Origin of the sequence: Sphingosinicella soli (genome assembly GCF_014199685.1) — a bacterium.
Lineage (GTDB): Bacteria > Pseudomonadota > Alphaproteobacteria > Sphingomonadales > Sphingomonadaceae > Sphingosinicella > Sphingosinicella soli.
In genome coordinates this window covers 143,817-170,120 of sequence record NZ_JACHNZ010000001.1, presented here as the reverse complement: position 1 = coordinate 170,120, position 26,304 = coordinate 143,817, and the positions used below count along the sequence as shown (strand labels likewise).

Sequence of the window (26,304 nt, the reverse complement as noted above, 5' to 3'; positions counted from 1 at the left end):
GCGGTCCTTTCAGGTCAGGCGGTTTCCTCGAACAGCTCGCGGCCGATGAGGTAACGGCGGATTTCGCTCGTGCCCGCGCCGATCTCGTAGAGCTTGGCGTCGCGCAGCAGGCGTCCGGTCGGATATTCGTTGATATAGCCGTTGCCGCCAAGCGCCTGAATCGCTTCCAGCGCCATCCATGTCGCCTTCTCGGCGGAATAGAGGATGCAGCCCGCCGCGTCCTTGCGCGTCGTCTCGCCCCGATCGCACGCCTGCGCGACCGCATAGACATAGGCGCGCGCCGTCGAGAACGTCACGTACATGTCGGCAAGTTTGCCCTGCATCAGCTGGAAGGTGCCGATCGCCTGCCCGAACTGTTTGCGTTCGTGCACATAGGGCACGGTCACGTCCATGCACGCCGCCATGATGCCGAGAGGACCGCCCGAGAGCACGACGCGCTCGTAGTCGAGGCCGGACATCAGCACGTTGACGCCCTTGCCCTCCGCGCCGAGCACGTTTTCGTAGGGAACCTCGCAATCCTCGAACACCAGTTCGCACGTGTCGGAACCGCGCATGCCGAGCTTGTCGAGCTTCTGCGCCGTCGAAAAGCCCTTGAAGCCGCGCTCGATCAGGAAGGCCGTGATGCCGCGCGGGCCTGCGTCCATGTCGGTCTTGGCATAGACGATCAGCGTGTCCGCCTCCGGCCCGTTGGTGATCCACATCTTGTTGCCGTTCAGCACATAGCAGTCGTTCTTGCGCTCCGCCTTCAGGCGCATCGAAACGACGTCGGACCCGGATCCCGGCTCGGACATGGCAAGGCTGCCGACATGCTCGCCGGAAATCAGCTTGGGCAGGTATTTCGCCTTCTGCTCCGCCGTGCCCCAGCGCTTAAGCTGATTGATGCAGAGGTTCGAATGCGCGCCGTAGCTGAGGCCGACGGAGGCTGACGCGCGGCTGATCTCTTCCATCGCCACGACGTGCGCGAGGTAGCCGAGCCCGGCGCCGCCGTCTTCTTCCGAAACCGTGATGCCGTGAAGGCCGAGCGCGCCAAGCTCCGGCCAGAGGTCGCGCGGGAATTTGTTCTCCGCATCGATCGCGGCCGCGCGCGGCGCAATCTTGTCCTGCGCGAACGCGCGCACGGTATCACGCAGCATGTCGATGGTTTCGCCGTGGGCGAAGTTCATAAGGGACAGGCTCATTGGTCCTCGCTTTCGATTTCCACCAGCAGCGTGCCTTCGGCGACCTGATCGCCCTCCGCCACGCCGACCTTCGTGACCGTGCCCGAAACCGGCGCGGTCATGCGGTTTTCCATTTTCATCGCTTCCAGCACGAGCAGGCGGGCGCCTGCCTCCACCTTGTCGCCTGGCTTCACGAACACGGCGAGCACGCGGCCCGGCATCGGCGCGGTGATATGCCCGCTGCCGCCTTCGGCTGCATCGGCATCCGGCGCCGAGGTTCCGATCACGAACACGCGCCCGCCGATGCGGAGTTCAAAGCTGCCGTCGCGTTCCACGATGGTTGCGCGCACGAGTTCACCGCCGAGGTCGGCTTCCACGCTCTGCGGTCCCGTCCAGTACAGCGCGCCGGTGACGGGTTCGTCGAGGCCGTCGATGCGATAGGCCGCGCCTTCGGGTGTCAGGCTCAGCGCGCGCTTCTCGCCGCCGTCGGGGAACAGATCGACGTGGCGGCGGCTCGGCAGGTTCATGCGCCATGCGCCCGCACGCTCGAACATCGTCTGCGCGCTTGGCGGGTTATAGCCGCCGACGCGCGTGAGCGCGGCGAGCGCGAGCACACGGTCCGGGATATCGACGGGCGGTTTCAGGCTTTCGGCGTGGCGGGCGATGAAGCCGGTATCCACGTCCCCGTCGCGGAACGAGGCGTGATCGACGAGCCGCGCGAGGAAGGCGCGGTTGGTGCGCACGCCCTCCACGATCGTGGCGTCGAGCGCGCCGACCAGCCGATCGATGGCGCTCTGCCGGTCGGCGCCGTGCGCGATCACCTTGGCGATCATCGGGTCGTAGTGGATGCTGATCTCGCCGCCTTCGACGACTCCGCTGTCGATGCGCACGCCGGGACGGTTTTCCGGGAACACGAGCTGGCGCAGGCGTCCGGTGGACGGCAGGAAGCCGCTCTCCGGATCTTCGGCATAAAGCCGCGCTTCGACCGCGTGACCCTCGATACGGAGCTGATCCTGCGTCATCGGCAGCTTCTCGCCGCGCGCCACGCGGATCTGCCATTCCACAAGATCGGTGCCCGTGATGAATTCCGTCACCGGATGCTCCACCTGCAGCCGGGTGTTCATCTCCATGAAGTAGAATTTCGGGTCGCCGGTGGTATCGACATCGTCGCAATCGAGAATGAACTCGATCGTGCCCGCGCCCTCATAGCCGATCGCGGTCGCCGCCTTTACCGCAGCTGCGCCAAGGGCTCCCCGCAGCGAGGCGGAGAGGCCGGGCGCGGGGGCTTCCTCGATCACCTTCTGGTGGCGGCGTTGCAGCGAGCAGTCCCGCTCGAACAAATGGACGGCATTGCCGTGCCGATCCGCGAACACCTGCACCTCGACATGGCGCGGACGCAGGATCAGCTTCTCGATCATCACGCCGTCGTTGCCGAAGGACTTCTCGCCTTCGCGCTTCGCCGCGATGAGCGCGTCGGCGAACTCGGACGGATCATCGACCCGCCGCATCCCCTTGCCGCCGCCGCCCGCGACGGCCTTGATGAGCAGCGGGTAGCCGACCGCCTTCGAGGCCGCTTCGAGGCGCGCGAGGCTCTGGTCGTCGCCCTGATAGCCCGGCGTCACTGGAACACCGGCGGTCTTCATCAGCTTCTTGGCGGTGTCCTTCAGGCCCATCGCATCGATGGCCTTCACCGGCGGGCCGACGAAGGTGAGGCCCGCGTCGCGCACGGCGAGCGCGAACTTCGCGTTCTCCGAGAGGAAACCATAGCCCGGATGCACGGCATCTGCATTCGTCCGCGCGGCCGCATCGAGCAGCCGGTCGACGAGCAGGTAGGATTCCGAAGCCGGCGCCGGGCCGATCAGCACGGCCTGTCCCGCCTCGTGCACATGCGGCGCGTCCGCGTCGGCTTCCGAATAGACGGCAACGGTTTCGATGCCCATCCGGTGCGCGGTGCGGATGATGCGGCGGGCGATTTCGCCCCGGTTTGCGATCAGCAGCTTACGCATCGGTCTTCATCCAATATGGCCGGCGTTTCTCAAGAAAGGCGGTCAGGCCCTCGGCGGCTTCTTCCGTGGCGCGCCGCGCAGCGATACGGCGGGCGCTGTCGGCGCGAAGGTCGGCGGTGATCTCGCGCCCGGCAAAGTCGGAGACAAGCGCCTTGGCGTCGATCACCGCGCCCGGCGCGGCTTCGAGAATGGCGTCTACCCACGCATCCACCTGCGCGTCGGCAGCGCGAAGATCGGCGACGCCGACATGCACCAGCCCCATCTCGCGCGCTTCGGGAAGGCCGAACAGCTCGGCGGTGGTGAACCAGCGCTTCGCCTGCCGCGCGCCGATGGCGGCGATCACGAACGGCGAGATCGTCGCAGGTGTCAGCCCGAGGCGCACTTCGGAAAGCCGGAACTTCACGCCGTCGATGCCCACGACCATGTCCGCGCAGGCGACGAGCCCGACACCGCCGCCGAAGATATTGCCCTTGGCGATGGCGATCACCGGCACGGGGCAGGCGGCGATGCTGGCGAGCATGTCGGAAAGCCGCTGGCCGTCCGCGATGTTCTCCGCCTCGCTCCAGCCCCCGGCGGCGCGCATGTACTCAAGGTCTGCGCCCGCCGAAAAGCTCTTGCCCTCGCCCGCAAGCACCACGGCGCGAACGCCTTCCATCTGCGCTATGGCATCGAACGTGCCTTTCAGCGCCGCGATAAGCTCGGCGTTGAAGGCGTTGTGCCGTTCGGGGCGGTTGAGCGTGACGCGCGCGACGTTGTTTTCGTCGAGCGTGAAGTGGAGCGTGTCCGAAGTCGGAACTTTCAACACGACGTTCTCATTGTCTGCGTTCATTGATCGCGCTTCCGCGCTGGAGGTTCAGGTCTTGGCACGCGCGGAAGCTCTGCCTTCGGCAGATGTTTCGTTGCCTCGAAAAACTCTTCGTGCATCCCGGCTATGGGAATACGGGCAGAGTTTAACTCATTCACAATTCCCGCAGAGACGGCCTCGGTCCCAAATGGATCGAACAGAACCTTGAGATTCGCCGCGAACCTAGTTCCTGCAGAAGTATCGAGGAACGCCTTTATGGAGGCTAGGTCTTTGTGCTCTATCCCGCTAAGGTTTCGAGCAAAGATTTTTTGGATCGCCTGCTTCTGGGCCGCTTGAACTTTATCGGCATACTTCACGGCTATTGCGCTCGCCGCTGCAGTGCACTCGCTGTTGCGCTGATCGCAGGGCGCCCCATATTGCCCGCTGATTGTGTTTAGAAGCCGTTTCTGCAGTTCGGATCGGGTTGTTCCGAGATCGGTGCTACGCAGAATGAGGTAGCCGTCAGGCGACAGTATTCGGGCGATCTCCAGCGCGTCGGGTTGGATGGTTTTGTCACTGCTCTCGGCATGGGCCGAAGTGGCAGCCATCAATCCAAACAGAGTCAGAGCGGCCAATATTTGAAAATATCTCTTCATCGCCGCCTCACATCCGGAACGTGCCGAAGCGCGTCTCGGGCACCGGCGCGTTCAGCGACGCGGCGAGGCCGAGCGCCACGACGGTGCGCGTGTCGGCGGGGTCGATGATGCCGTCGTCCCACAGTCGCGCGCTGGCGTAATAGGGGTGGCCCTGTTTCTCGTATTGCTCGCGGATCGGCGCCTTGAACGCCTCTTCCTCGGCCTTGGTCTTGAAGCCGCCGCGCTTCACGGTGGCGAGCACCGACGCCGCCTGCTCGCCGCCCATCACGGAGATGCGCGCATTTGGCCACATCCACAGGAAGCGGGGCGAATAGGCGCGGCCGCACATGCCGTAGTTGCCCGCGCCGAAGCTGCCGCCGATCACCACGGTGAACTTCGGCACGGCGGCGCAGGCGACCGCCGTTACCATCTTGGCGCCGTGGCGCGCGATGCCCTCGTTCTCGTAGCGCCTGCCGACCATGAAGCCGGAGATGTTCTGCAGGAACAGGAGCGGCACCTTGCGCTGGCAGCACAGCTCGATGAAGTGCGCGCCTTTCTGCGCGCTTTCCGAAAACAGGATGCCGTTGTTGGCGACGATGCCGACGGGATAGCCCTCGATATGCGCGAACCCGGTGACGAGCGTTTCGCCGTAAAGCGCCTTGAACTCGTCGAGCACGCTGTCGTCGACGATGCGCGCGATGATCTCGCGCACGTCCACCGGATGCCGCGTATCGGCGGGAATCAGGCCGTAGATCTGCGAAGGATCGTGGCGCGGCGGTTTCGGCGCCTTCACGGCGATCTCGGGCACGCGCGGCGCGGGCAGCGTGGCGACGATGCCGCGCGCGATCGAAAGCGCGTGCGCGTCGTCGTTCGCGAGATGATCGACCACGCCGGAAATGCGCGCATGCACATCGCCGCCGCCGAGGTCTTCCGCCGTCACTTCCTCGCCGGTCGCGGCCTTCACCAGCGGCGGTCCGCCAAGGAAGATCGTGCCCTGATTGCGCACGATGATGCTCTCGTCCGACATCGCGGGCACGTAAGCGCCGCCCGCCGTGCAGCTGCCCATCACCACCGCGATCTGCGCGATGCCTTCGGCGGACATCGTCGCCTGATTGTAGAAGATGCGCCCGAAGTGGTCGCGGTCGGGGAACACATCATCCTGGTTGGGGAGGTTCGCGCCGCCGGAATCGACGAGGTACACGCAGGGCAGGCGGTTCTGGCGTGCGACTTCCTGCGCGCGCAGATGTTTTTTCACGGTCAGCGGGTAGTACGTGCCGCCCTTCACCGTGGCGTCGTTGCACACGATCACGCACATGCGCCCGGCGATCTGGCCGACGCCGGCGATCACGCCCGCGGCGGGAATGTCGTCTTCGTAAACCTCGTGCCCCGCGAAGAGGGAGAGTTCGAGGAAGGCGGTGCCGGGATCGAGCAGTCGCTCGACACGTTCACGCGGCAGCAGCTTGCCGCGCGACGTATGCCGATCGCGCGAATCCGCGTTGCCGCCGAGCGCGATCTGTGCCGAGCGTTCGCGCAGGTCCGCGACGAGCGCCTGCATTGCCTCCGCATTGGCCTTGAATTCCGGGTCGATAGTATTCGCCTGCGTGCCGACTACGGCCATCGGTCGATCATCCCCTCAGCTTCGTTCAAGGCGGGGATAGCACGGCGAAGGGATTCGGTCTTAATTGAATACGCCGCCTGTTTCGCATAGATGGCATCTATGATTGACGGCTACCTTTTGCGCTACTTCCTCGCCATCGTCGAAAACGGCAGCTTCACGGCGGCGGCGGCGCGCGTGAACGTCACGCAGCCAACGCTTTCAGCGGGCGTCGCGAAGCTGGAGCGGGAACTTGGCGTTTCGCTGTTCGTGCGTTCAGCACGGCGCGTGGAACTGACCGAGGCGGGCGCGCGGTTCCTTCAGCGGGCGCGCAACATCATGCAGGAATACAACGCCGCGCTCGGTGAGATCGGCGAGCCCGCACGGCGGCGGGCACTGCGTCTCGGCCTGCTTCACACCGTTCCGGCAAGCATCGGCGAACGGCTGGTGCGGGACTGGCAATCCATCGACGGCGCAAATGGGCTTGAGATCGTGGAGGGCAGCGATGCCGAACTTGTCACCCGCCTCGATCAGGGCCGCGTGGATATGGCGCTGACGCTGATGCGCGCGGGAACGGAGAAATATTCGCCGGTCGTGGTGGGGGAGGAGCCCTATCTGCTGATGCTGCCCGAAGGCCATCCGCTCGCGGGATCGGATCCGGTGCCGTCGGACGCTCTGCACAGCACGCCGATGGTCGTGCGCCGCCGCTGCGAGGTGCTGAGCGAGGTGAGCCGTCACTTCACCGGCCACGGCGTGCGCCCGCCGCTCGCGTATCGCACGGTGCAGGAGGAGCGGGCGCTGGCGATGGTCGCCGCCGGCCTCGGCGTTACCGTGATGCCTGCGTCTTACAGCGCGCCCGGTGTCGTCCAGCGGCGCCTGTCGGGCTTCGACCGGACGCGAACGCTCGCCGTGCTGCAAAGCCCCGTCGCCATGGCGCTGCGCAGCGACGTTTCGCGCATGACGTCACTCGTTCAGGAGGCGCTGCGCCGCCATCCCGCGCCGTCGCGCACGATCCCGTAGACTGCCACGAGGTTGGCATCGGTCAGCACGGCGGCAGGCACGCCCTCCGCCACGATCCGCCCGTCCGCCATCAGCACGCAGCGATCGCAGTGTGTCTCGGCCAGCGCAAGGTTATGGAACGATGCCAGCACGCCCGCTCCCCGTGCCGCCTCCGCACGCAGTACCGCAAGGACATCGAGTTCGTGGCCCGGATCGAGGTTCGCCGTCGGTTCATCGAGCAGCAGCCAGTCCGCGTTTCCGGCCAGAACGCGCGCCAGCAGCGCGCGCGCGCGCTCACCGGTTGAAAGCGTGTCGACGCGCCGCGAGGCGAAGGCAGACATGCCGACACGGCCCAGCGCCCCGGCGACCGCATCCCCGCCCGCGCCCGAAAGCGCGACGATATCATCCACGCGCATCGGCCAGTCGACACGGCGACCGGCAGGCATGAAGGCGATGCGCCGTGCCCGCTGCGATGACGTCATGGCGGCAAGCGGCGTGCCGTTTATATGAATGCTGCCGTCTCCGGCGGTAAGCCCGGCAAGCGCGCGCAGCAGCGTGGTTTTGCCCGAACCGTTCGGCCCGATGAGCCCGACGATTTCACCTGAAGCGACGGTGATGTCGAGCGCGCCCGAAAGGTGCGGCCGTGCGATGCCCTTTGCGACAAGCCCGTTCATGCCTGCGTTCCTCGCCGCGAAAGGATCAGCCACAGGAAGAACGGCGCGCCCAGTATCGCGGTGACGACGCCGATGGGCAGCGTCTTGCCGTTCAGCGGAAAGCGCATGATGATGTCTGCCGCCACCAGCAGCGCCGCGCCCGCGACCGCGCTCGGCAGCAGCGCCGGGCCGGGGCGGTTTCTCACCAGCGGACGCACCAGATGCGGCACGATGAGACCGACGAAGCCGATAATCCCCGCCACGGCGACCGCGCCGCCGACAGCGATGGCGCTGCCGCCGACGATCCGCCAGCGCATGGTGCGCACATCGTGGCCCAGCGTCGCGGCGACATCCTCGCCGAGTGCGAGCGCATCGAGGCCGCGTGCGGCGGTGAGCAGAAGCGCGCTGCCGATGACCATCGCGGGAAGGCCGACGCGGACATGGTCGAGATTGCGGTCGGCGAACGAGCCGAGCAGCCAGAACATGATATCGTAAAAGGCAAACGGCGAGGGCGCGAGCGCGAGCGCGAGGTTCATCATCGCGCCGCCCAGCGCCGAAATCGCGACGCCCGCAAGGATCAGCGTTGCCGAGGATGCGCCGCGCCCGGCAAGCGCGAGCAGCAGTACGAGCGCCAGAAGCGCGCCCGCGATGCCGCCCCCGGCCATCGCCAGCGTGCCTGAAAGCCCCAGGAAATAGGCCGTCATCACCGCGCCGAGCGCCGCGCCCGCCGACGTGCCGAGGATGTCGGGCGAGGCGAGGGGGTTTCGCAGCAGCCCCTGCAAGGCCGCGCCGCTGAGCCCGAGCGCAGCGCCTGCCGTGGCCGCGAGCACCAGCCGAGGCAGGCGAAGCTCGACGATCAGCATGCGCGCGAGCCCCGGATCGCTGTCCATAAGCCGCAGGATCGGAACGTCGCCGACAAGCAGCGATGCCGCCGACACGGCGATCAGCACGCCGCCGAGGATCAGGCAGAGCCGCAGAACGCTCACGGCCGCGTTTCCGCGCGCAGGCGGGCAACATCGGCCGCCGCGAGCGGGCCGGGGCAGGACCAGAGCCTGCCGTCGACAGAGGCCGTGCGGCCCGAAATACGCTTCGCCGTTCCGAGCCAGTCCTGCGGCAGCGAGAACTGGCTGGCGCGGTAGTGGCTGAGGATCAGAAGGGGCGGCGGCGCGGCGATCAGTCCTTCCAGCGTCACACGGCGCGAAGGCGTCACCATCTGCCTGATACCCGCATGGGACAGCAGCTCGGCGGCAATCGAATGCACATCGGGGGTGAGACCGCCCGCCACGATCATCAGTGCGGCGCGCGGGCTGTCCGGCACGGCGCCGAGCCTTGCATCCATCCAGCCGATCAGCGCCTCGGCGCGGGCGGGATGCCCGAGCGCGGCGGCGACGGTGCGAATGTTCCGGCGCAGATCGTCGAGCGTCATCGGCGGCGGCACGTCGATCACGCGCGTGCCGGTGCGTTCGGCGAGTTCGCGGGCGAAACGGTTGACCACGCCGCCGGTGATGACGAGGTCGGGCTTGAGATGCGCGACCGAACTGAACTTGCCGTCGTTGCTGTGGAGGCCGCGCGCTTTGCGCGCAAGCGGCGTTTCCCGACGCTCGTGGCCGAGAAACGAGATGGAAACCAGCTGACCGGGCTCTGCGAGCAGCAGCGCAAGCTCATCCGTGCACAGCCCCAGCGATGCGACCCGCGCCGCTGGGGCAGGGACAGGCGCTGCCGCCTCCGCCGCCGCAGCGGCGAAGGCGATCAGGCCGAAAAGGGCGATCAGCCGCCCCATTTCACCCGGACACCGCCGAATGCGGAGATGCCCTGCGTCCGGTATCCGAAGGCGTCTTCATACGTCGCATCGAACAGGTTTTCGATGCGTCCCGTCAACTCGAAGTCGCCGCCGAGCTTCACGCGGCCCGAGAGCGTGGCGAGCACATAGTCCTTCAGTGTCACGATTTGTGCCGGAAAGCTGTCGAAATCCGTGTCCTTGCGGTTGCCCACGTAATTCGCCGCGAACGTGACCGATGCGACTTCGAAATCGGCGGTCGCCAGCAGGCTGCCGCTGTGACGCGGACGGCGCGCCTCGCGAACGCGCGCGGTTCCGGCAACCTGCGTCTCCTTCGTGTCCAGCCATGTATAGCTGCCGCCAAGCGTCAGCCAGCCAAGCGGCCTGGCGTCGAACGATGCCTCTATGCCCTTGCGCTTGCTCTTGCCCGTCGCGTTGGCGACGCTGGAGAGGAAGGTGGAGGAATCGTACGTGCCGACGATCTCGTTCTCCAGATCCGCCTGGAACCATGTCACGTCCGCAGAAACCGCGCCCTTGCGATAGCCGATCCCGGCATCCCAGCCGATCGAGCGTTCCGGCGTAAGGTCGGGGTTGCCCACGAAGCTCCCCGGAAAGAAGCCGAACATTTCCGTGAATGTCGGGTCGGTCACGCCCTTGCCTGCGCTCGCATGCACCGTGAAGCCGTTTTCAAGCGTGTAGCGTCCGTTCGCCCGCCACGTCGTCGCGTCCTTGAACGCATCGTTCTCGTCGCGGCGGAGACTTGCACCAAGCGCGAGACCGCCCGCGCTGAGGCCGTAATCGAGCACGAAGCTGGTGCGGTCACGCGAGACACGCTGGTTGGTGCCGCCGAAATACTCGGCATCGTTGGCGATGAAGCGCTGCGTGCGATACTCGACGGCGCCGGTCACGCGGTGCCGAAAGGCTTCGCTGCCGAAGTCGATGCCGGTCTGGTAGCCGGTTTCGAACACTTCGGCGTCGGTGCGGTTCAGGAAGGTGTCACCGTCGCGGTTGATGTTGTCGGTCGTCACGAAGCTGCCGAAAATCTCGTGCCGCGAGCGCCCGTCCAGCGCATCGACGCGCCCGAAGCCGCGCATCGCGGTCGCCCGGATGCGCGTGGCGTCCAGCGTGTCGTCGCGCACGAAGAAATCATTGTAGCCATCGAACTCGCTGATCGAATTGGTATGGCGCACGACGAGCCCGAGCTCTCCGTTCTCGGTCGGCCGCACCGAGGCTTTTGCGGAGAGCATCAGCGACTCGTACCCGTCGCGTTCCTTGATCCCGCCGCCGAAACTGTCGGTGCCCTTGGTGTCGTACCAGCTCGACTGCACGACGATGCCGCCGCGTTCACTGCCGATACCGGCGCCGCCCGCCGCGTGGAGGGTGCCGAACGAGCCGTATTCGGCGCTGCCGAAGATGCGCGTACCGTCGGTCGGCTCCGCCGTGGTGACGGAGACGACCCCGCCGATGGCTTCGGAGCCCCAAAGTGCAGACTGTGGCCCACGCAGCACCTCGGCGCGCGCGATGCCGTCGGAACCGAGCGTCTCCCAGCGGAACTCGCCGGAGGTCGCCGGGTCGTTCAGCGCGATGCCGTCGATGAAAACGAGCGTGTGGTTGGCTTCCGAGCCGCGGATGCGAACCTGCGTCTGCGCGCCGGTCGGACCGGACCGCGCAACAGAAACGCCCGGTGACAGGCGGAGGATATCCACGAGCTGCGGCAAGGCCACGGCCTCGATCGTCGCCCCCTCGATCACGGTCAGCGCGCCGCCCGTTTCGTTGTAGGCGACGGGTTCGCGTGCGGCCGATACGACCAGCGTGCCGTCATCGAGAACGGCGGCGGCGGAAAGAAGAAATACAGCAATCATAATGCCTCCATGAGCAATGTTTACACATCGTCTCAGCGGGCATGACTGCTCGCACGCGATCGGCTGGACCCGGCCGGGCGTGGACGACTGTCATGGCAGGTTTCCTGACTCGCGGGTTGCCGCCTTGCATGCCGCCTTCCCGGTCCGGCCTGTGGGGCCGTTCCAGTGGCATTATGGCATGCAGGCTATCCGCCTACAGTTGCGGGCACAGCGCCGGTTTCAGACCGGCTTCCCTATTATCCCCATTGCTGAGGCACCATGACGGCGGCGGGGATAGTCGCTCACGGCCCGGCTTGCAAGTGGCGTGCGTGTCGGCTATTGGCCCCGCTTTCCCGGCGGCTGGTCGGAAACCAGCGGCATGCAACGGAGTTCAAGACGTGAAGCAGAACATTCACCCCGATTACCACAACATCACCGTGCAGATGACGGACGGCACGACCTACCCGTCGCGCTCGACGTGGGGCAAGGAGGGCGACACGCTGCTCCTGGAAATCGATCCGACGACGCACCCGGCCTGGACCGGCGGCAACTCGAAGATGCTGGACACCGGCGGCCGCGTCGCACGCTTCAACAAGCGTTTCGGCGGCCTCGCACTCGGCAAGAAGTAAGCCGCTTTCAGGCTCCATTGACGATTGAAACGGGGGGCAGACGGCGTTCGTCTGCCCCCCGTTTGCATTATGCCGCAGCCATCGCGCCGAAGCGGCCGCTGTTGAAGTCGTTGACGGCAGCGCGGATTTCCGCCTCGCTGTTCATCACGAACGGGCCGTAGCCCACGACCGGCTCATCGATCGGCGCGCCGGTGAGCACGAGCAGGGCGCTGTCGCCGGACGCCGCGATCCGCACGCCGTCGCCCACCCGGCTCAGTTCCAGCACTTCGGCGGTGCCCGCGTCGGTGCCGTTTACCGTGACGTGACCCGACAGAACGACAACGAGCGTCGTGTGCCCTTCGGGAAGCGCCAGTGTCACATCGGCATCGCGGTCCAGCCGCACGTCCCAGACGTTGACGGGCGTGAAGGTGCGCGCCGGACCGGCGGTGCCCCCGAGTTCGCCCGCGATGATCCGCGCGCGCCCGCCGCCAAGATCGACGACCGGGATCTCGGCATCCACGATCGACTGGTAGCCGGGCGCCGCCATCTTGTCCTTCGCGGGCAGGTTCACCCACAGCTGAACCATGCGGAACGGCCCGCCCGTGCGGGTGAAGCCCGCCGAATGGAACTCCTCGTGAAGAATGCCGCCCGCCGCGGTCATCCACTGCACGTCGCCGGGGCCGATGACGCCGCCGTTTCCGGCGGAATCCCGATGCTCCACCTCGCCGTCATAAACGATCGTGACGGTTTCGAAGCCGCGGTGCGGGTGCGTGCCGACCCCGCGCGGGGTTTCGGCGGGCTCGAACACATGCGGCCCCGCATAGTCGAGCAGCAGGAACGGGCTGACGTCGCTCATCGTGTGATAGGAGACGAGCGAGCGCACCGGAAAGCCGTCGCCCACCCAGTGGCGCTGTTCGTTGGTGTGGCGTGCAATGATCGTCTTCATGGTCTGTCTCCGCATGGCGAACGCTTGGTGTTCGCCTTCGCACCTCGATATGGGCAGCGCCCCGGTGCATGAGCAGGGGAGAGGGACGCAATCCAATGTTTCCGCTTATGCAACAGCGGCCTTGGAGAATGCCGTTTCCTCTGCGATATGCCGAAATCATGTCCACACCCGATTCTTCCGGCCTCCCGCCGCGCCTCCGCCCGCTTCCTCTGCTCATCTTCAGCTCACGCTGGCTGCAGCTTCCGCTGTATCTGGGGCTGATCGTCGCGCAGATGGTCTATGTGTTCCTGTTCCTGAAGGAACTCCTTCATCTCGTCATGTACAGCTGGGAGTTCAGCGAGCAGCAGATCATGCTTGTGGTCCTGGGCCTCATCGACGTGGTGATGATCTCCAACCTGCTCGTCATGGTCATCGTCGGCGGTTACGAAACCTTCGTTTCGCGCCTCGGGCTGAAGGGCCACCCGGACCAGCCCGAATGGCTGAGCCACGTCAACGCAGGCGTGCTGAAGGTGAAACTGGCGATGGCGATTATCGGCATCTCGTCGATCCACCTGCTGCGAACCTTCATCGAGGCAAGCAGCATCGGCATGCCGGACGCGCGCATCACCGAAACCGGCGTGCTGTGGCAGACGATCATCCACACCATCTTCATCCTCTCGGCGATCGGCATCGCTTACGTGGACCGGATGACGCAGCAGCGGCATTAAAGAGCGCCCGCCACACTGGATCGCCTATTGATTTTCCCGCGTGTGGAACGCTTCCCGGGCCCAGCCATTGTTCGGGAAGGAGAACGGTCTCCGACATAAAAAGAGGAGCGCGCGTTGATTAAATGGGCAATCATTTTCGCCATCGCCGCGGTGGTATTGGGCGTATTGGGTTTCGGCGGTCTCGCCGGGGCTTCGATGGGCATTGCCAAGGTGCTGTTCGTGGCAGCCTTGATCGTGGCGGTCATCTTTCTCGTGCTGGGCGTCACTGCGGCCAAGAAGATCATGTGACGATCCTGCCGCCGCACTGAACGCTGCAAAACAAAAAACGCCCGGATTTGAAGTCCGGGCGTTCTGTTTTTCTATTCCTGCCGATCGGGCGGAAAGTCGTGCGGTATGTCGTGGGGTTTGTCCCGGTCGGGCTCGATCGGCACGATTTCCGCCGGTGTCTTCATGGGTTCTCCGTCGGGAATGACGGGCGGCGGTGCTTCGGGCGGCGATTGCGGCTCGATGATGTCCGGCTTGGGAATTTCGGGATTGCTCGCCATCAGCGGTTCCGATCGGAGATGGCGCCGCCGTCGCGCTCTTCTTCCAGAAGCACGGCATTGTCGCCGTTCGCCGAAAGCCGGACCTTGCCCTCTTCCACACCCGCGACGAGGCCCGCCGAGAAATAATGGTGATGGTCGCCGTGGGAGCCGCTGTCGGCCTTTGTGAGCTTGATGCGGTCGCCTTCAACCTTGTCCACGGTGCCGATGTGGACGCCGTCGGCGCCGATCACTTCCATATGTTCGCTGATTTTGCTGAGATCCGTCATGGCTTTTCTCCTGTCGGGCGAGGCCCGCAATTCGAGCGCCGCCGGGATGCTCTCTTAACGTCCGGCGCAAACGCGTCGTTCCGCGCCCCGCCGCAAACGCATTTGCGACCAGTCGCGGAGCGCAAAGAGGGCCACAACCGTTACAGCTATCGCGCGTTGCGTTCCCTTCGCGCGGCCATGCCTCCGCCTTGATGTTCTGCATCAAGGCCGGGGGCATGTGCCGATGCGGCATTCAGGGCCTCTGCGGCCTGTCTGGCATAGCGGATCGCCAGCTCTTCGTGGATGCGTTTGACCGCTGGGTCCGTCGCGCTTTCCGCCATGGTACGGCAGTGAGATTCGCGCATGCGGGCATATTCAGGCGAATTCGCCATCTCGATGCTCCTGTAAAATGCAAGCGGCAGCTTCTCTGGCTGTCAGACGACTCCGGCTCGGGGGTGTTTGGATCGACTGTCGGATACTAGCATATGCCGCGACATGTTCCGAATCGGGACGCTTTTTTCTGCGACGAACTGTTGCTTCCACTGGGCATACTGCCGGATGGGTGATTTTGAGCTTGGCGCCTTGGCGGACAGGGTGGGATTCGAACCCACGGTACGGTTACCCGCACGGCGGTTTTCAAGACCGCTGCCTTAAACCACTCGGCCACCTGTCCGCTGCGCGCGTCTCATCGCCTATTGGGATTACGGTTTCAAGCATGTAGGTTGGGCTGCCCGGCTGAAGGAGAGAAATCTTGGTCCTGCGCTTTGCGGCAATTGCCCTGTCTCTGCTTGCCCCTTCGGCATCATCGGCTCAGACGCCGGCTCAGGCGCCCGTATCCGGGTCATCTGCGGATGCGCCGCCCCAGGCCTCTACGGAGATGCGTTTCCAGAAATGGCTCGCGGATTTCCGCGCCACGGCGGCGGGGGAGGGGATCGGCGCCGCGACCTTGTCGAGCGCGCTCGATCGTCTCACCTACAATGCGCGCGTCGTGGAGCTGGACCGCGCCCAGCCCGACGACAGCCGCCCGCAAAGCGTGCCGCTGTTCAGCAACTATCTGTCGGCGCGCCTTGTGCCTGCGCGCATCAACCCCGGAAAACGCCTCGCGGTGGAGCTGGACCAGACGCTGCGCGCCGTTCAGGCCCGCTACGGCGTACCGCCCGAAATCATGCTCGGCATCTGGGGCATGGAAACGAACTACGGAAGCTACACGGGCGATTTCGATCTGGTCCGTTCGCTCGCCAGCCTCGCGTTCGACGGCCGCCGCGAGGCGCTGTTCACGCGTGAGCTGATCGCGGCGCTGCGCATGATCGACAGCGGCGTGCCGCGCAGCCGTCTCGTCGGCTCGTGGGCGGGCGCCACCGGCAACCCGCAGTTCCTGCCGTCGTCGTACCTCACCCACGCGGTCGATTTCGACGGAGACGGCACGGCCGATATCTGGCGGAGCCGCGCCGACACGGCCGCGTCCATCGCCAATTATCTGAAGAACAACGGCTGGGTGACGGGCGGCGACTGGGCGATGCGCGTGTCCGTGCCAGCGGCGCTCGATCGCATCCGCGTGGTCAACACGGTCGAGCCGAAAAGCTGCACGCGCGTGCTCGCCAGGCACAGCCGCTGGATTCCGGTGAAGGAATGGCGCGCGCTCGGTCTGCAGCCGCAGGACGGCCGCACCTGGCCCGCCGACGACACGCTCGCCACGCTTGTCGAGCCCGACGGTCCCGGCAAGGGCGCGTATCTCGCCTACGGCAACTACCGCGCGCTCCTCGCCTACAATTGCTCGAACTTCTACGCGCTCTCGGTGGGGCTGCTTGCCGACCGCCTGCGCACCGGAAGCTGACGGCGCGGCTTGACTGCGCGGTCGTTCGGTGATTCCAGTTCCCGCGTCATTCGTTCGGCGGGGAGGGGCCTCATGGCCATTAATATGTTCCGGTCCGGCCTTGTGCCGGTCATGCTGCTGCCGCTGCTCGCCGCGTGCGCGGGGAGCGTGCAGGCACCGAAAAGCGCGGGCGCTTACAAGGTCGGCAATCCCTACCAGATCGCGGGCAAGTGGTATTACCCGTCCGACGATCCGCATTATCAGGAAAGCGGCATGGCCTCGTGGTACGGCCCCACGTTCCACGGCAAGCCCACCGCCAACGGCGAGCGCTTCGATGAAAACGACGTCACCGCCGCGCACCGCACGCTGCCGATGCCGAGCTGGGTGGAGGTGACGAACCTCGAAAACGGCCGCAAGCTCACCGTGCGCGTCAACGATCGCGGGCCCTTCGCGAAGGACCGCATCATCGATCTGTCACGCCGCTCCGCGCAGTTGCTGGGCGTCGAACAGCAAGGCACCGCGCGCGTGCATGTGAAGCGCATCTATCCTAAAGGCCAGCCGCCTGCCGTAGCCGCCGCTGCACCTGTGCCCGCGCCGGTCGCGGCTCCGCAGGTGCCCGTCGGGGACATCTTCGTGCAGGTCGCCGCGCTTTCCGATCGCGGGCGGGCCGCCGGTCTCGCTGCGGAAATCAGCCGGTTCGGCGTCAGCAACATCACGTCCACGGGCACCGGCTTCTACCGCGTCCGCGTCGGGCCTTTTGCCGACGAGGCGAGCGCGGCATCGGTGCTGGCGCAGCTTCAGGCGGCGGGCTATTCGGAGGCGCGCCTCGTCGGGCTCGGCCCGCGAGCCTGAATTCAGCACAGCAAGGATGATGTGAACCTATGCGGCTTTTCATTTCCGCCGATATCGAAGGCGTGGCCGGGATCGTTTCGAAAGATCAGGCCGGGCCCGAAGGCTTCGAATATGCCGCTGCCCGCGAATTGATGACGAACGAGGTGCTCGCGGTCGTGCGCGGCGCGCAGGCGGCGGGCGTCACCGAATGTGTCGTCTGCGATTCCCATGGCAACGGACTTTCGATTCTCGCGGACAGGATGCCCGAAGGAACATGGCTGGTGCGGTCATGGCCGCGACCGCTCCTGATGATGCAGGGGATCGATGTGGGCGACTACATCGGCGCCATGCTCATCGGCTATCACGCGGGCGCGGCGGACAGCGCGGGCGCGATGGCGCACACCATGTCGAGCCGCGCGATCCGCAGCCTGAAGCTCAACGGACGCGAAGCCGACGAAGCCTTCATCAGCGCCGCGACGGCAGGCCGGTTCGGTGTGCCGCTGCTGATGATCTCGGGCGACGACGTGTTCGTCGAAAAGAACGCCGCCGCGCTCGGCCCGCTCGAACATGTCACCACCAAGCGCGCCCTGGGTACGTTTTCCGCCATGTCGCCATCGCCGAAAACGGTTGCCGCCGCCGCCCGCGCTGTCGCGGCAAGGGCGAAGGCCCGACTGTTCGTGCAGGATGGGCCTATCGATGTGGAACTCACGATCGTGGAGCGCCTGTCCGCGGAAGTGCTGGCCTTCCTGCCGATGTTCCGCCGTCTGGGTTCGAACACCGTCGGTTTCCGGGTGGAAGACATGGTCGAACTCAACAAGGCGCTGGCGTTTCTCACCTTCTTCAAGCTGTCGTAGCCTTCGCCTCCGCGCTGGCGAAGCATTCGGGCGCGGGCTATAGCTGATACAGACTCGTGCAAAGCGCGTTCGAAGCTGCACGGCGCGCGCAGAAGATCATAAGGAGTGTAACCAAGCGATGCGTCTTGCCGCGCCGATTTCGGCCCTCATGCTGGCTTTCGCCGTCCCCACCGCCGCCGCCGACTATCAGAGCGTCGCGCCCTTCGCGTATCTGAAAGACATGAGCACGGGCGCCGTGCTCTTTTCGCAGGCTGCCGACCAGCAGATGCCGCCGGCATCGATGGCGAAGATGATGACGACGCACGTTGCGTTCGATCTTGTGAAGCAGGGCAAGCTGAAGCTCGATCAGAAGATGCGCGTGCGCCCCGAAACGTGGGAAAAGTGGCACGGGCCCAAGGCGGGCTCGACGATGTTCCTGTCGCCGAACCAGGAGGTTTCCGTCGAGGATCTGCTGCACGGCATCGTCACGCTTTCGGGCAACGACGCCTGCGTGGTGCTTGCCGAGGGCATTTCCGGCACCGAGGAGGCCTTCGCCGACCTGATGAACGCCGAAGGCAAAAAGCTCGGCCTCACAGGCTCGCACTTCACCAATTCGAACGGCTGGCCCGATGACTTGCAAGTGGTGACGCCGCACGACCTCGCGATCATCGCGGAGCGGACGATCACGGACTACCCGGACCTCTACAAGAAGTTCTACGCGGTCGAGAGCTTCACGTGGGGGCAAACCATGGGCGGCAAGCCGATCACGCAGCCGAACCGCAACCCCATTCTGGGCAAGGTGCGCGGCGCGGACGGGCTGAAGACCGGCCACACCGAAGCGGCGGGCTTCGGGTTCACGGGGTCCGCCGAGCAGGACGGGCGGCGTCTCGTCATGGTCGTGTCGGGCATGACCTCCTGGGACGAGCGCGTTCGCGAATCGACCCGCATGATGGAATGGGGCTTCGGCGCGTGGGACGCGAAGCCGGTTCTGGCAAACGGCAAGGTGGCGCTGCGCGCCCCCGTGTTCCTGGGCGCCGCGAAGGATGTCGGCGTCACGGCCGCGCCCGGCACCCGCGTTTCGGTGCCCAAGGCGATCGTCACCGGTGTGGACGCAAAGATCGTCTACGACGGGCCGGTCTCCGCGCCGATCGCCAAGGGACAGAAGATCGCCGAGCTGGTGCTCACCGTGCCCGGCCTTGCCGAGCAGCGCGTGCCGCTCGTCGCTGCCGAGGCCGTCGAGAAGGCCGGGCCGTTTGGCCGCATGATGGCGGCGTTCAGGCACGTGTTCGGCGGCTGAGGCCGCGTGGGCGGGCAGTTCATCAGCTTCGAGGGCGGGGAAGGGGGCGGCAAGAGCACCCAGCTCCGCCGCCTCGCCGCGCGGCTCTCCGCGCACGGCATCGACGTCGTCACGACGCGCGAGCCCGGCGGAACGCCGGGGGCCGAAGATATCCGCAGCCTTCTCGTGGAGGGGGAACCGGGGCGCTGGGATGGCCGCGTCGAGGCGCTGCTCGTCAACGCCGCGCGCGCGGATCACGTCGCGCGGCGCATCCGCCCCGCGCTCGCCGATGGCAAGTGGGTGCTGTGCGATCGCTACGTGCATTCCACGCTCGCCTATCAGGGCGCCGCGCGCGGGCTCGACGACGCCGCGCTGCGGCAGCTCCACGCCTTCGCGACCGGCGACCTCTGGCCCGATCTCACCATCGTGCTCGATGTCGATCCCGCGCTCGGCCTTGCGCGCGCCGCCGGGCGGGCGGGGGGCGAAGCGCGTTTCGAGGGCGAGCCGCCCGCCTTCCACAAGGCGGTGCGCGATCGTTTCCTGTCCTTCCCCGATGTCACCGTGGTTTCGGGCGACGCGCCCGTGGATGACGTCAGCGATGCGGTCTGGTCCGTGGTCGCCGCGCGTTTCGGCCTGTGAGCATCATCGGCCATCAGGCGCAGCAGGATGCGTTTCGCGCCGCGTGGGATCAGGGCAAGGTGCATCATGCGTGGCTGCTCACCGGGCCGCCGGGCATCGGCAAGGCGAGTGTCGCCGGGGCGCTCGCGCGTTTCGTGCTGACCGACGGCAAGGGGCCGCCGCATCCGGCGCTGGCGCTGATGGAGGCGGGCAGCCATCCCGATTTTCGTGTCCTCCAGCGCGGGCTGAACGATCGCGGCGCGCTGCGCGCCGAGATCGTCGTGGAGCAGGTTCGCGAGTTGCAGTCTCTGTTCCAGTCGAAGCCCGGCTTCGGCGGTTGGCGCGTCGTCCTGGTCGATGCTGCCGACGAGATGAATCGCAGCTCTTCCAATGCCTTCCTCAAGAATCTTGAGGAGCCGCCTGAAAAAACGCTGTTCCTTCTGGTCAGCCACAATCCCGTGCGCCTGCTGCCCACGATCCGCTCGCGTTGCCGCACGCTCCGCTTCCAGCCGCTCGGCGAGCCCGATGTCCGCGCGGTGCTCACCCGCGCGCTCGAAGAGAGCAGCGCGGCGGAGATCGAGGCGCTGGTCGCGCTTGCGGAGGGCTCGCCGGGCCGTGCGCTGCGTTTTGCCGGTCTCGACGTTCAAAAGCTCACGCTCGCGCTTTCCGAACTGTCGCGGGGCGGGGGCGATGCGATGGCGCTCGCCCGGTCGCTGGCGGGGAAGACCGCGCAGGCGCGCTATGAGGCCTTCGTCGAGCTCGTCCCCGCGTTCATCGCGGGCGCGGCGCGGACGCGCACGGGCGCATCGCTTGCACGCACGCTCCAGCTGTGGGAGAAGGCGCACGCCCTCGCCGCCGAGGCTGTTCCGCTGGCCTACGATCCGCAGGTTGTCGCGTTCGAACTGGCGGGATATGTGGGCGAACTCGATAACCCCCGGTAGCAGAGCAAGCGCCCGCGCATGAGTGCCAAGCGTAAATATTACATCACGACCGCAATTTCCTATCCCAACGGCCGCCCGCACATGGGCCATGCCTACGAGGATATCGCGACGGACGTGATCGCGCGCTATCACCGGCTCGCCGGTGACGACGTGTTCTTCATGACCGGCACCGACGAGCACGGTCTCAAGATCGCGCAGGCGGCCCGCAACAACGATACCGACCCGCGCACCTTCGTTGATGGAATGGTTCATCATTTCAAGGAAATGTGCTCCAGTCTTAATATAAGTCATGATCGCTTCATCCGCACCACCGAACCCGCGCATTATGCGTGCGTGCAGGATCTCTGGAAGCGCATGGAAGCAAGCGGCGACATCTACCTCGGCCGCTACGAAGGCTGGTACTCGGTCCGCGACGAGGCCTATTACGACGAGAGCGAGCTCGTGCCGGGAGAGGGCGGGGAGAAGCTGTCGCCGACGGGCACGCCCGTCGAATGGACGGTCGAGGAGAGCTATTTCTTCCGCCTGTCCAAATACCAGCAGCCGCTGCTCGACCTTTACGAAAGCAATCCCGGCTTCATCCAGCCCGCGACGCGCCGCAACGAGATGCTGCAGTTCGTCCGCGGCGGGCTCAGCGATCTGTCGATCTCGCGCACCAGCTTCGATTGGGGCATCCCTGTGCCCGGTGCGCCTGGCCACGTCATGTACGTGTGGCTCGATGCGCTCAGCAACTATCTCACCGGCGCGGGCTATCCCGATGAATCCTATACGAAATGGTGGCCTGCCGACGTCCATGTGATCGGCAAGGATGTCGTGCGCTTCCACGCCGTTTATTGGCCGGCGTTCCTCATGTCGGCGGGCATCGCGGTGCCGCGCATGGTGTTCGGCCACGGCTTCGTGCTCAACAAGGGCGAGAAGATGTCGAAGTCGCTCGGCAACGTCGTCGAGCCGTTGGCGATGGCGCAGGAATACGGCGTCGATCAGCTCCGCTACTTCCTGATCCGCGACGTGCCCTTCGGCCAGGACGGCAGCTACAGCCACGACGCGATCGTCACGCGCACGAATGCCGATCTCGCAAACAGCTTCGGCAATCTCGCGCAGAGGACTTTATCTCAGATTTTCAAGAATCTGGATGGCGCTCTTCCCGACGCGCTTGAGCAAAACGATGCGGATGCCGCACTGCGCGCCGCCGTGCGCGAGGGCTGCGACGGCCTGCGCGCGGCGTTCGAAGCCTACGACCTCTCGCGCGGCGTCGAAACCTGGCTGCACGCCGTCTTCGCCTGCAATGCGTACATCGACGCGCAGGAGCCCTGGAAGCTGAAGAAGACAGACCCGGAGCGCATGAAGGTCGTGCTCGGCACGCTGTTCGGCGCGATCCACGATCTTGCCGTCGCGATCTCGCCGGTGATCCCGGCGTCGGCCGCAAAGCTGCTCGATCAGATGGGCGTGCCGGAAGCAGACCGCGATTTCGCGAGCCTCGACGGCGACTGGTACGCGCGCCTTGCCGCATCCGGCTTCCGCCTCGAAGCGCCGCAGGGCGTCTTTCCGCGCTACGTGGATGCCGAGCCCGATGCCGGTTGATAGCCACTGCCACCTGAATTACCCCGGCCTCGTCGAGGATCAGGCGGGCGTCATCGCGCGCGCGCGGCAGGCGGGGGTGTCCGCAATGCTTGCCATCTCGACGCGCAGCAGCGAATGGGATGACGTCATCCGCATCGCCGAAGACACTACGGACATCTGGGCCAGCGTCGGCGTCCATCCGCACGAGGCGGACAGCGAGGATATCGAGAAGACGCAGCTCGTCGCGGCCACGCGCCATCCGCGTGTCGTCGGCATCGGCGAAACCGGCCTCGATTATTATTACGACAAGAGCGACCGGGATCGTCAGCGCGAAAGTTTCCGCCGCCACATCGCCGCCGCGCGTGAAACCGGCCTGCCGGTCATCGTCCATACGCGCGACGCGGAGGCCGACACGCTGGAAATCATGGCGGACGAACTGGGGAAGGGCGCCTACCCGGCGGTGATCCACTGCTTCACGGCCAGTGCGGACTTCGGCCGCAAGATGCTGGATCTCGGCTTCTACATCTCGCTCTCGGGTATCGTCACGTTCAAGAACGCTGTCGATCTTGCTGAATTCGCAAAGGAAATCCCCGAAGACCGATTGCTCGTCGAAACCGATGCGCCGTTCCTCGCGCCGGTGCCCAAACGCGGCAAGACCTGCGAGCCGGCCTTTGTCACGCACACCGCCGCGTTCCTCGCCGAAAAGCGCGGCGTCAGCTATGAAGAGCTTGATCGCACGACCGGTGCGAACTTCTACCGACTGTTCGCAAAGGCCCGCCCGTGAAGGTCACCATCCTTGGAAGCGGCACGTCGAGCGGTGTGCCCCGGATCGGCAACGATTGGGGCCTCTGCGACCCGAAAGAGCCGAAAAACCGCCGCCGCCGCGTGTCCGTTCTGGTCGAGGCCGAAGGCTACACGATCATCATGGATACCAGCCCCGATCTTCGCGAACAGCTGCTCTCTGCAAATGTCGCGCGCATCGATGCGGTGCTGTATACGCACGATCACGCGGATCATGTCCACGGAATCGATGACTTGCGGCAGATCTATCACAGCACGCGCAAGCCCGTGGACTGTTATGCGACGCCCGAGACGTGGCGCCCGCTCAAGGCGCGCTTCGATTATGTGTTCGCCGGCGGTTCGGGCTATCCCCCAAGCTGCGTGGCGCATGATGTCCCCGCGAAATTCTCCGTCGGCCCGATGACGGTGACGCCGTTCGAGCAGGTGCACGGGCCCGTCCGCTCGACAGGATACCGCGTCGATCACGCGGGTCGTTCGATGGCCTATTCGACCGACATCAGCGACCTGACGCTGTCTGCCGACAATGCCGTGAAGGGCGTGGACCTCTGGATCGTCGATGCGCTGCGCCGAAAGCCGCATCCCACGCACAGCCATCTGGATCGCACGCTGTCGTGGATCGCCCGCCTGCGTCCGCGCCGCGCGATTCTTACGCACATGGATAATTCCATGGATTATGGCACTCTTGCCAAGATGTTACCTCAGAATGTTGAGCCGGGATATGATATGCTCACCGTGGACCTTTAAGCCATGCTGGAAGGGCTGAGCACGGGCGAGAAGGGGGCGCTCATCACCTCGGTGGGGTTCGCGGTCATCATCCTGATGAGCCTGATCCCGCGTCTCCGCCAGATCGGCTTTTCCAGAACCGCGAAAATGGCGCTGTCGTGGATACTTATATTCGGCGGTCTTATCTTTCTTGTCGCCCAGTGGCCTACGATCCGCAGCGCGCTCGATCCCGCATCGCCGCGCATGTCGGGTGAGGAAATGCTGTTTACCGCGCGTGAAGACGGGCATTTTTATGTGCGCGGAGCCATCAACGGGGAAAGCGTGCTGTTCATGGTCGATACCGGCGCCACCGATATCGTGCTCACGCTCGAAACCGCCGCGCTTGCAGGGTTCAGCCGCGATACGCTTCGTTTCGACGGTGCCGCGCAGACGGCAAACGGCATGGTGCGGATCGCCGGTGTACGCCTGGGGGAGCTGACGATCGGCGACGTCACGCTCCGCGACGTACCCGCCAGCGTCAATGAAGGCGCACTTAACACGAACCTTCTGGGCATGCGCTTCCTGCGCACGCTCGAAAGCTGGCGCGTCGAGGGCGATACGCTGATCCTGCGCCCCTGAGGGCACCATGCCTCACCGGCTGCGGCGGCGGCGTCTTCGGTCTTTCAGTCGCTGAATTCCCTCGCGCCAGCGCATGCGCATCCCGCGCTTGTGCAGCGGCTCCAGGAAGCCGTCGGGATCATCGGGGTCCAGCAGCTCGTGTTCAGCGATGAACTGGTCGAGCGGCCCCGGCTTTTCGAGGTCGAGCAGGTCCAGCGTCTTGCCCGTCCCGCGTAACGCCTCGATCGCCTGCACGATCGATCCCGTTTCGGCAAAGCGCGCCACAAACACCTCCGGCGAAACGCCGAGATGCTCGGAAATCAGCCGATCACGCAGTGCTGCAATGGCGCCGCGCGTGCCGGCGTTGGCGGGAAGGGCGCTGTCGATGATGACGTCACATTCGCTGTCGAGGCCCATCGAGCGGTTGTTGAGGTTCGCCGAGCCGATCTTCAGCAGCCGGTCGTCCATGATGGCGACCTTGGCGTGAACATAAATGTCCGTGCCGCCTTCGGTGACCGGCACGTAGATCCGAAAGCGGCCGAGCCTGTCGGACTTGGCGATCGCGCGCGCCAATTGAACGCGCGCGGCGTCCATCGCTCTTTGTTCCAGCCAGCCGTCTGCGGTGCGCGGCATCACCACCACGATTTCGGGCGGATCCTCCTCTTTCATTCGGGTCGCGATGGCGGCCGCGATCCTGCCTGACGTCAGATACTGGTTCTCGATATAAATGAACCTGTGGGCGGCGGCGATGATGTCGAGCCAGACCGCCTCGATCTCGCGGATCTCGTCGCAGTCGCGCCATGCCGATCGCGTCCGCGCGATGGCGATGTCCACGTCGCGAAAATCAATCTGCGCGTCTTCCGGCCAGTGATCGTGATGGTCTTCTGCCGGGGGCAAATCCACGCGGGTCGCATGTTTCCAGCGATCGCGCCCGAGGTCGGCGAGCGCCTTGGCGCCGTCGCCGTCGAGTATCATGGTGACGTCATGCCAAGGCGGGTAGGGTGCGCCGTTCGGCAGTTTGCGCCTTGGGTCGTCGTCGGTATGGGCCGATGTGTCCCAGCGCGCGCACGAGATGTCGATGCCGCCGCACACGGCGAAGCGCTCGTCGATCACCACGATCTTCTGATGATGGCTGCATCCCACGGGATGGAAGCTGTCGAAGCGGAAGTCGATGGCGCGGGTCATTTTCCAGCGCAGCAGCATCCACGCCGCGCGCGGCCGCAAAAACTGCTTCAGCGCGCCGAAGCTCCATTTCAGGATGTCGATCTGGCGGTCGGGGTTTTCCCGCGCGAGCCGCAGGAAGAAATGCCCCAGGCTTTCGCCCTTGCCGTTCTCGTCGGGCTCCAGCGTGATGCGCGTGTCGAAATCCCAGCCGATGATGAGGATGCGCCGCTGCGCCGCGAGCATGGCCTCCCGCACATAGTGGTAGTAATCGGCCGCATCGATCACCGCTGCCGCGCGCGCGGAGCGCTCGATACGCCAGCAGTTGCGCCCTGCCTCGACAACAGGGGTGAGGGTGTCACCGCCCTGCTCTTCGTTTATCATTTGTTCTCCGGCTGTAGTCCGGTTGCCCCAGCGTCTTTTTCAGAATTGCACTGCTAACGCAAAACGCGCCGTTCGGCTCCCTCGTTTCGTTGCGGAAACGCAGATCATCGGGTGCCGATCAGACCTCACACGGCGCGGCCGCGAAAATGGCTGCGGATCACCGGGGGGATGGCCCGAATGGAGGTTGATCCCAATCGTGTATTTAACATAATATATATTATCGTTGTATTATGATCGTCCGGCCAGGGCACCCTCAACGTGATTGGCCTCCA

The 26,304-nt window shown here is 65.5% G+C and carries 28 protein-coding genes, 1 tRNA gene and 1 riboswitch; of the genes, 14 read left to right on the top strand and 15 right to left on the bottom strand.

Annotated elements, in window-relative coordinates; genetic code table 11:
* Nucleotides 1–14: 14 nt before the first annotated feature.
* From GGQ98_RS00865 to GGQ98_RS00845, 5 genes are read right to left on the bottom strand one after another with little or no spacing between them, the layout of a single operon-like run.
* Nucleotides 15–1,178, bottom strand: coding sequence for an isovaleryl-CoA dehydrogenase (locus tag GGQ98_RS00865; protein WP_184063675.1), 1,164 nt, complete (start codon nt 1,176–1,178; stop codon nt 15–17).
* A complete protein-coding gene (locus GGQ98_RS00860; RefSeq protein WP_184063672.1) occupies nt 1,175–3,163 on the bottom strand; it encodes an acetyl/propionyl/methylcrotonyl-CoA carboxylase subunit alpha in 1,989 nt (662 codons plus the stop codon). The genes GGQ98_RS00865 and GGQ98_RS00860 overlap by 4 nt, the downstream gene beginning before the upstream one ends.
* Complete coding sequence (locus GGQ98_RS00855; protein WP_184063670.1) at nt 3,156–3,992, bottom strand: enoyl-CoA hydratase-related protein; 837 nt, start codon at nt 3,990–3,992, stop codon at nt 3,156–3,158. Before GGQ98_RS00855 ends, GGQ98_RS00860 begins: the two co-directional genes overlap by 8 nt.
* Entirely contained in the window at nt 3,989–4,603 is a 615-nt protein-coding gene (locus GGQ98_RS00850) for a hypothetical protein (RefSeq protein WP_184063667.1), read from the bottom strand. Before GGQ98_RS00850 ends, GGQ98_RS00855 begins: the two co-directional genes overlap by 4 nt.
* 7 nt (nt 4,604–4,610) lie before the next feature.
* Nucleotides 4,611–6,200, bottom strand: a complete 1,590-nt coding sequence (locus GGQ98_RS00845) for a carboxyl transferase domain-containing protein (protein ID WP_184063665.1) — start codon at nt 6,198–6,200, stop codon at nt 4,611–4,613.
* Between the two features lie 99 nt (nt 6,201–6,299).
* On the opposite strand from GGQ98_RS00845, the gene GGQ98_RS00840 reads away from it, so the two are divergent.
* On the top strand, nt 6,300–7,196 hold the full coding sequence (locus GGQ98_RS00840; RefSeq protein WP_184063663.1) for a LysR family transcriptional regulator: 897 nt from the start codon (nt 6,300–6,302) through the stop codon (nt 7,194–7,196).
* Here GGQ98_RS00840 and GGQ98_RS00835 read toward each other — a convergent pair.
* From GGQ98_RS00835 to GGQ98_RS00820, 4 genes are read right to left on the bottom strand one after another with little or no spacing between them, the layout of a single operon-like run.
* Nucleotides 7,148–7,849 carry an ABC transporter ATP-binding protein gene (locus tag GGQ98_RS00835; protein ID WP_184063661.1) on the bottom strand — a complete coding sequence of 234 codons (702 nt, stop codon included), beginning with the start codon at nt 7,847–7,849 and terminating at the stop codon, nt 7,148–7,150. The genes GGQ98_RS00840 and GGQ98_RS00835 overlap by 49 nt on opposite strands.
* Nucleotides 7,846–8,814: an iron chelate uptake ABC transporter family permease subunit gene (locus tag GGQ98_RS00830; protein WP_184063659.1), complete on the bottom strand. Its 969-nt coding sequence runs from the start codon at nt 8,812–8,814 to the stop codon at nt 7,846–7,848. Before GGQ98_RS00830 ends, GGQ98_RS00835 begins: the two co-directional genes overlap by 4 nt.
* The gene (locus GGQ98_RS00825) at nt 8,811–9,608 is read right to left on the bottom strand and encodes an ABC transporter substrate-binding protein (protein WP_184063656.1); all 798 of its coding nucleotides are present in this window, start codon (nt 9,606–9,608) and stop codon (nt 8,811–8,813) included. Before GGQ98_RS00825 ends, GGQ98_RS00830 begins: the two co-directional genes overlap by 4 nt.
* Complete coding sequence (locus GGQ98_RS00820; RefSeq protein WP_184063653.1) at nt 9,596–11,467, bottom strand: TonB-dependent receptor plug domain-containing protein; 1,872 nt, start codon at nt 11,465–11,467, stop codon at nt 9,596–9,598. Before GGQ98_RS00820 ends, GGQ98_RS00825 begins: the two co-directional genes overlap by 13 nt.
* Nucleotides 11,468–11,544: 77 nt before the next feature.
* Nucleotides 11,545–11,743: riboswitch (cobalamin riboswitch) on the bottom strand.
* A 101-nt stretch (nt 11,744–11,844) separates the two neighbouring features.
* Between GGQ98_RS00820 and rpmE the strand changes: the two genes are divergently transcribed.
* The gene (rpmE, locus tag GGQ98_RS00815; protein WP_184063650.1) at nt 11,845–12,075 is read left to right on the top strand and encodes a 50S ribosomal protein L31; all 231 of its coding nucleotides are present in this window, start codon (nt 11,845–11,847) and stop codon (nt 12,073–12,075) included.
* 67 nt (nt 12,076–12,142) lie between these two features.
* Here rpmE and GGQ98_RS00810 read toward each other — a convergent pair whose 3' ends face one another.
* Nucleotides 12,143–13,000, bottom strand: a complete 858-nt coding sequence (locus GGQ98_RS00810) for a pirin family protein (protein ID WP_184063647.1) — start codon at nt 12,998–13,000, stop codon at nt 12,143–12,145.
* Between the two features lie 158 nt (nt 13,001–13,158).
* Here GGQ98_RS00810 and GGQ98_RS00805 point away from each other — a divergent pair, with 158 nt between their 5' ends.
* Both GGQ98_RS00805 and GGQ98_RS00800 read left to right on the top strand, forming a co-directional pair.
* Nucleotides 13,159–13,707 (top strand): TIGR00645 family protein, encoded by a 549-nt coding sequence (locus GGQ98_RS00805; RefSeq protein ID WP_184063644.1) that lies wholly within the window; start codon nt 13,159–13,161, stop codon nt 13,705–13,707.
* Nucleotides 13,708–13,821: 114 nt separating this feature from the next.
* Nucleotides 13,822–13,995, top strand: a complete 174-nt coding sequence (locus tag GGQ98_RS00800; RefSeq protein ID WP_184063641.1) for a DUF1328 domain-containing protein — start codon at nt 13,822–13,824, stop codon at nt 13,993–13,995.
* 71 nt (nt 13,996–14,066) lie between these two features.
* On the opposite strand, the gene GGQ98_RS00795 is transcribed toward GGQ98_RS00800, so the two are convergent.
* From GGQ98_RS00795 to GGQ98_RS00780, 4 genes are all read right to left on the bottom strand, one after another.
* A complete protein-coding gene (locus tag GGQ98_RS00795; protein ID WP_184063638.1) occupies nt 14,067–14,252 on the bottom strand; it encodes a hypothetical protein in 186 nt (61 codons plus the stop codon).
* The gene (locus tag GGQ98_RS00790) at nt 14,252–14,518 is read right to left on the bottom strand and encodes a DUF2171 domain-containing protein (protein ID WP_184063635.1); all 267 of its coding nucleotides are present in this window, start codon (nt 14,516–14,518) and stop codon (nt 14,252–14,254) included. The genes GGQ98_RS00795 and GGQ98_RS00790 overlap by 1 nt, the downstream gene beginning before the upstream one ends.
* Nucleotides 14,519–14,664: 146 nt before the next feature.
* Nucleotides 14,665–14,889, bottom strand: a complete 225-nt coding sequence (locus tag GGQ98_RS00785) for a hypothetical protein (protein ID WP_184063632.1) — start codon at nt 14,887–14,889, stop codon at nt 14,665–14,667.
* Nucleotides 14,890–15,080: 191 nt separating this feature from the next.
* Nucleotides 15,081–15,170: transfer RNA gene (locus GGQ98_RS00780), tRNA-Ser, on the bottom strand.
* A gap of 204 nt (nt 15,171–15,374) precedes the next feature.
* On the opposite strand from GGQ98_RS00780, the gene GGQ98_RS00775 reads away from it, so the two are divergent.
* From GGQ98_RS00775 to GGQ98_RS00730, 10 genes are all read left to right on the top strand, one after another.
* Complete coding sequence (locus tag GGQ98_RS00775) at nt 15,375–16,331, top strand: lytic murein transglycosylase (RefSeq protein ID WP_184063629.1); 957 nt, start codon at nt 15,375–15,377, stop codon at nt 16,329–16,331.
* Nucleotides 16,332–16,403: 72 nt separating this feature from the next.
* A complete protein-coding gene (locus GGQ98_RS00770; RefSeq protein WP_184063626.1) occupies nt 16,404–17,162 on the top strand; it encodes a septal ring lytic transglycosylase RlpA family protein in 759 nt (252 codons plus the stop codon).
* Between the two features lie 29 nt (nt 17,163–17,191).
* Nucleotides 17,192–17,995 (top strand): M55 family metallopeptidase, encoded by an 804-nt coding sequence (locus GGQ98_RS00765; protein WP_184063623.1) that lies wholly within the window; start codon nt 17,192–17,194, stop codon nt 17,993–17,995.
* A gap of 118 nt (nt 17,996–18,113) precedes the next feature.
* The gene (locus GGQ98_RS00760; protein ID WP_184063619.1) at nt 18,114–19,271 is read left to right on the top strand and encodes a D-alanyl-D-alanine carboxypeptidase family protein; all 1,158 of its coding nucleotides are present in this window, start codon (nt 18,114–18,116) and stop codon (nt 19,269–19,271) included.
* 6 nt (nt 19,272–19,277) lie between these two features.
* Nucleotides 19,278–19,889, top strand: coding sequence for a dTMP kinase (gene tmk, locus GGQ98_RS00755; protein ID WP_184063616.1), 612 nt, complete (start codon nt 19,278–19,280; stop codon nt 19,887–19,889).
* Nucleotides 19,886–20,809 carry a DNA polymerase III subunit delta' gene (locus GGQ98_RS00750; RefSeq protein WP_184063613.1) on the top strand — a complete coding sequence of 308 codons (924 nt, stop codon included), beginning with the start codon at nt 19,886–19,888 and terminating at the stop codon, nt 20,807–20,809. Before tmk ends, GGQ98_RS00750 begins: the two co-directional genes overlap by 4 nt.
* A gap of 18 nt (nt 20,810–20,827) precedes the next feature.
* Nucleotides 20,828–22,387, top strand: a complete 1,560-nt coding sequence (gene metG, locus GGQ98_RS00745) for a methionine--tRNA ligase (RefSeq protein ID WP_184063610.1) — start codon at nt 20,828–20,830, stop codon at nt 22,385–22,387.
* Nucleotides 22,377–23,150 (top strand): TatD family hydrolase, encoded by a 774-nt coding sequence (locus GGQ98_RS00740; protein WP_184063608.1) that lies wholly within the window; start codon nt 22,377–22,379, stop codon nt 23,148–23,150. Before metG ends, GGQ98_RS00740 begins: the two co-directional genes overlap by 11 nt.
* On the top strand, nt 23,147–23,911 hold the full coding sequence (locus GGQ98_RS00735; protein ID WP_184063605.1) for an MBL fold metallo-hydrolase: 765 nt from the start codon (nt 23,147–23,149) through the stop codon (nt 23,909–23,911). Before GGQ98_RS00740 ends, GGQ98_RS00735 begins: the two co-directional genes overlap by 4 nt.
* A gap of 3 nt (nt 23,912–23,914) precedes the next feature.
* Complete coding sequence (locus GGQ98_RS00730; RefSeq protein ID WP_184063602.1) at nt 23,915–24,508, top strand: retropepsin-like aspartic protease family protein; 594 nt, start codon at nt 23,915–23,917, stop codon at nt 24,506–24,508.
* A gap of 12 nt (nt 24,509–24,520) precedes the next feature.
* On the opposite strand, the gene GGQ98_RS00725 is transcribed toward GGQ98_RS00730, so the two are convergent.
* Entirely contained in the window at nt 24,521–26,032 is a 1,512-nt protein-coding gene (locus GGQ98_RS00725) for a phospholipase D-like domain-containing protein (RefSeq protein ID WP_184063600.1), read from the bottom strand.
* Between the last annotated feature and the right edge of the window lie 272 nt (nt 26,033–26,304).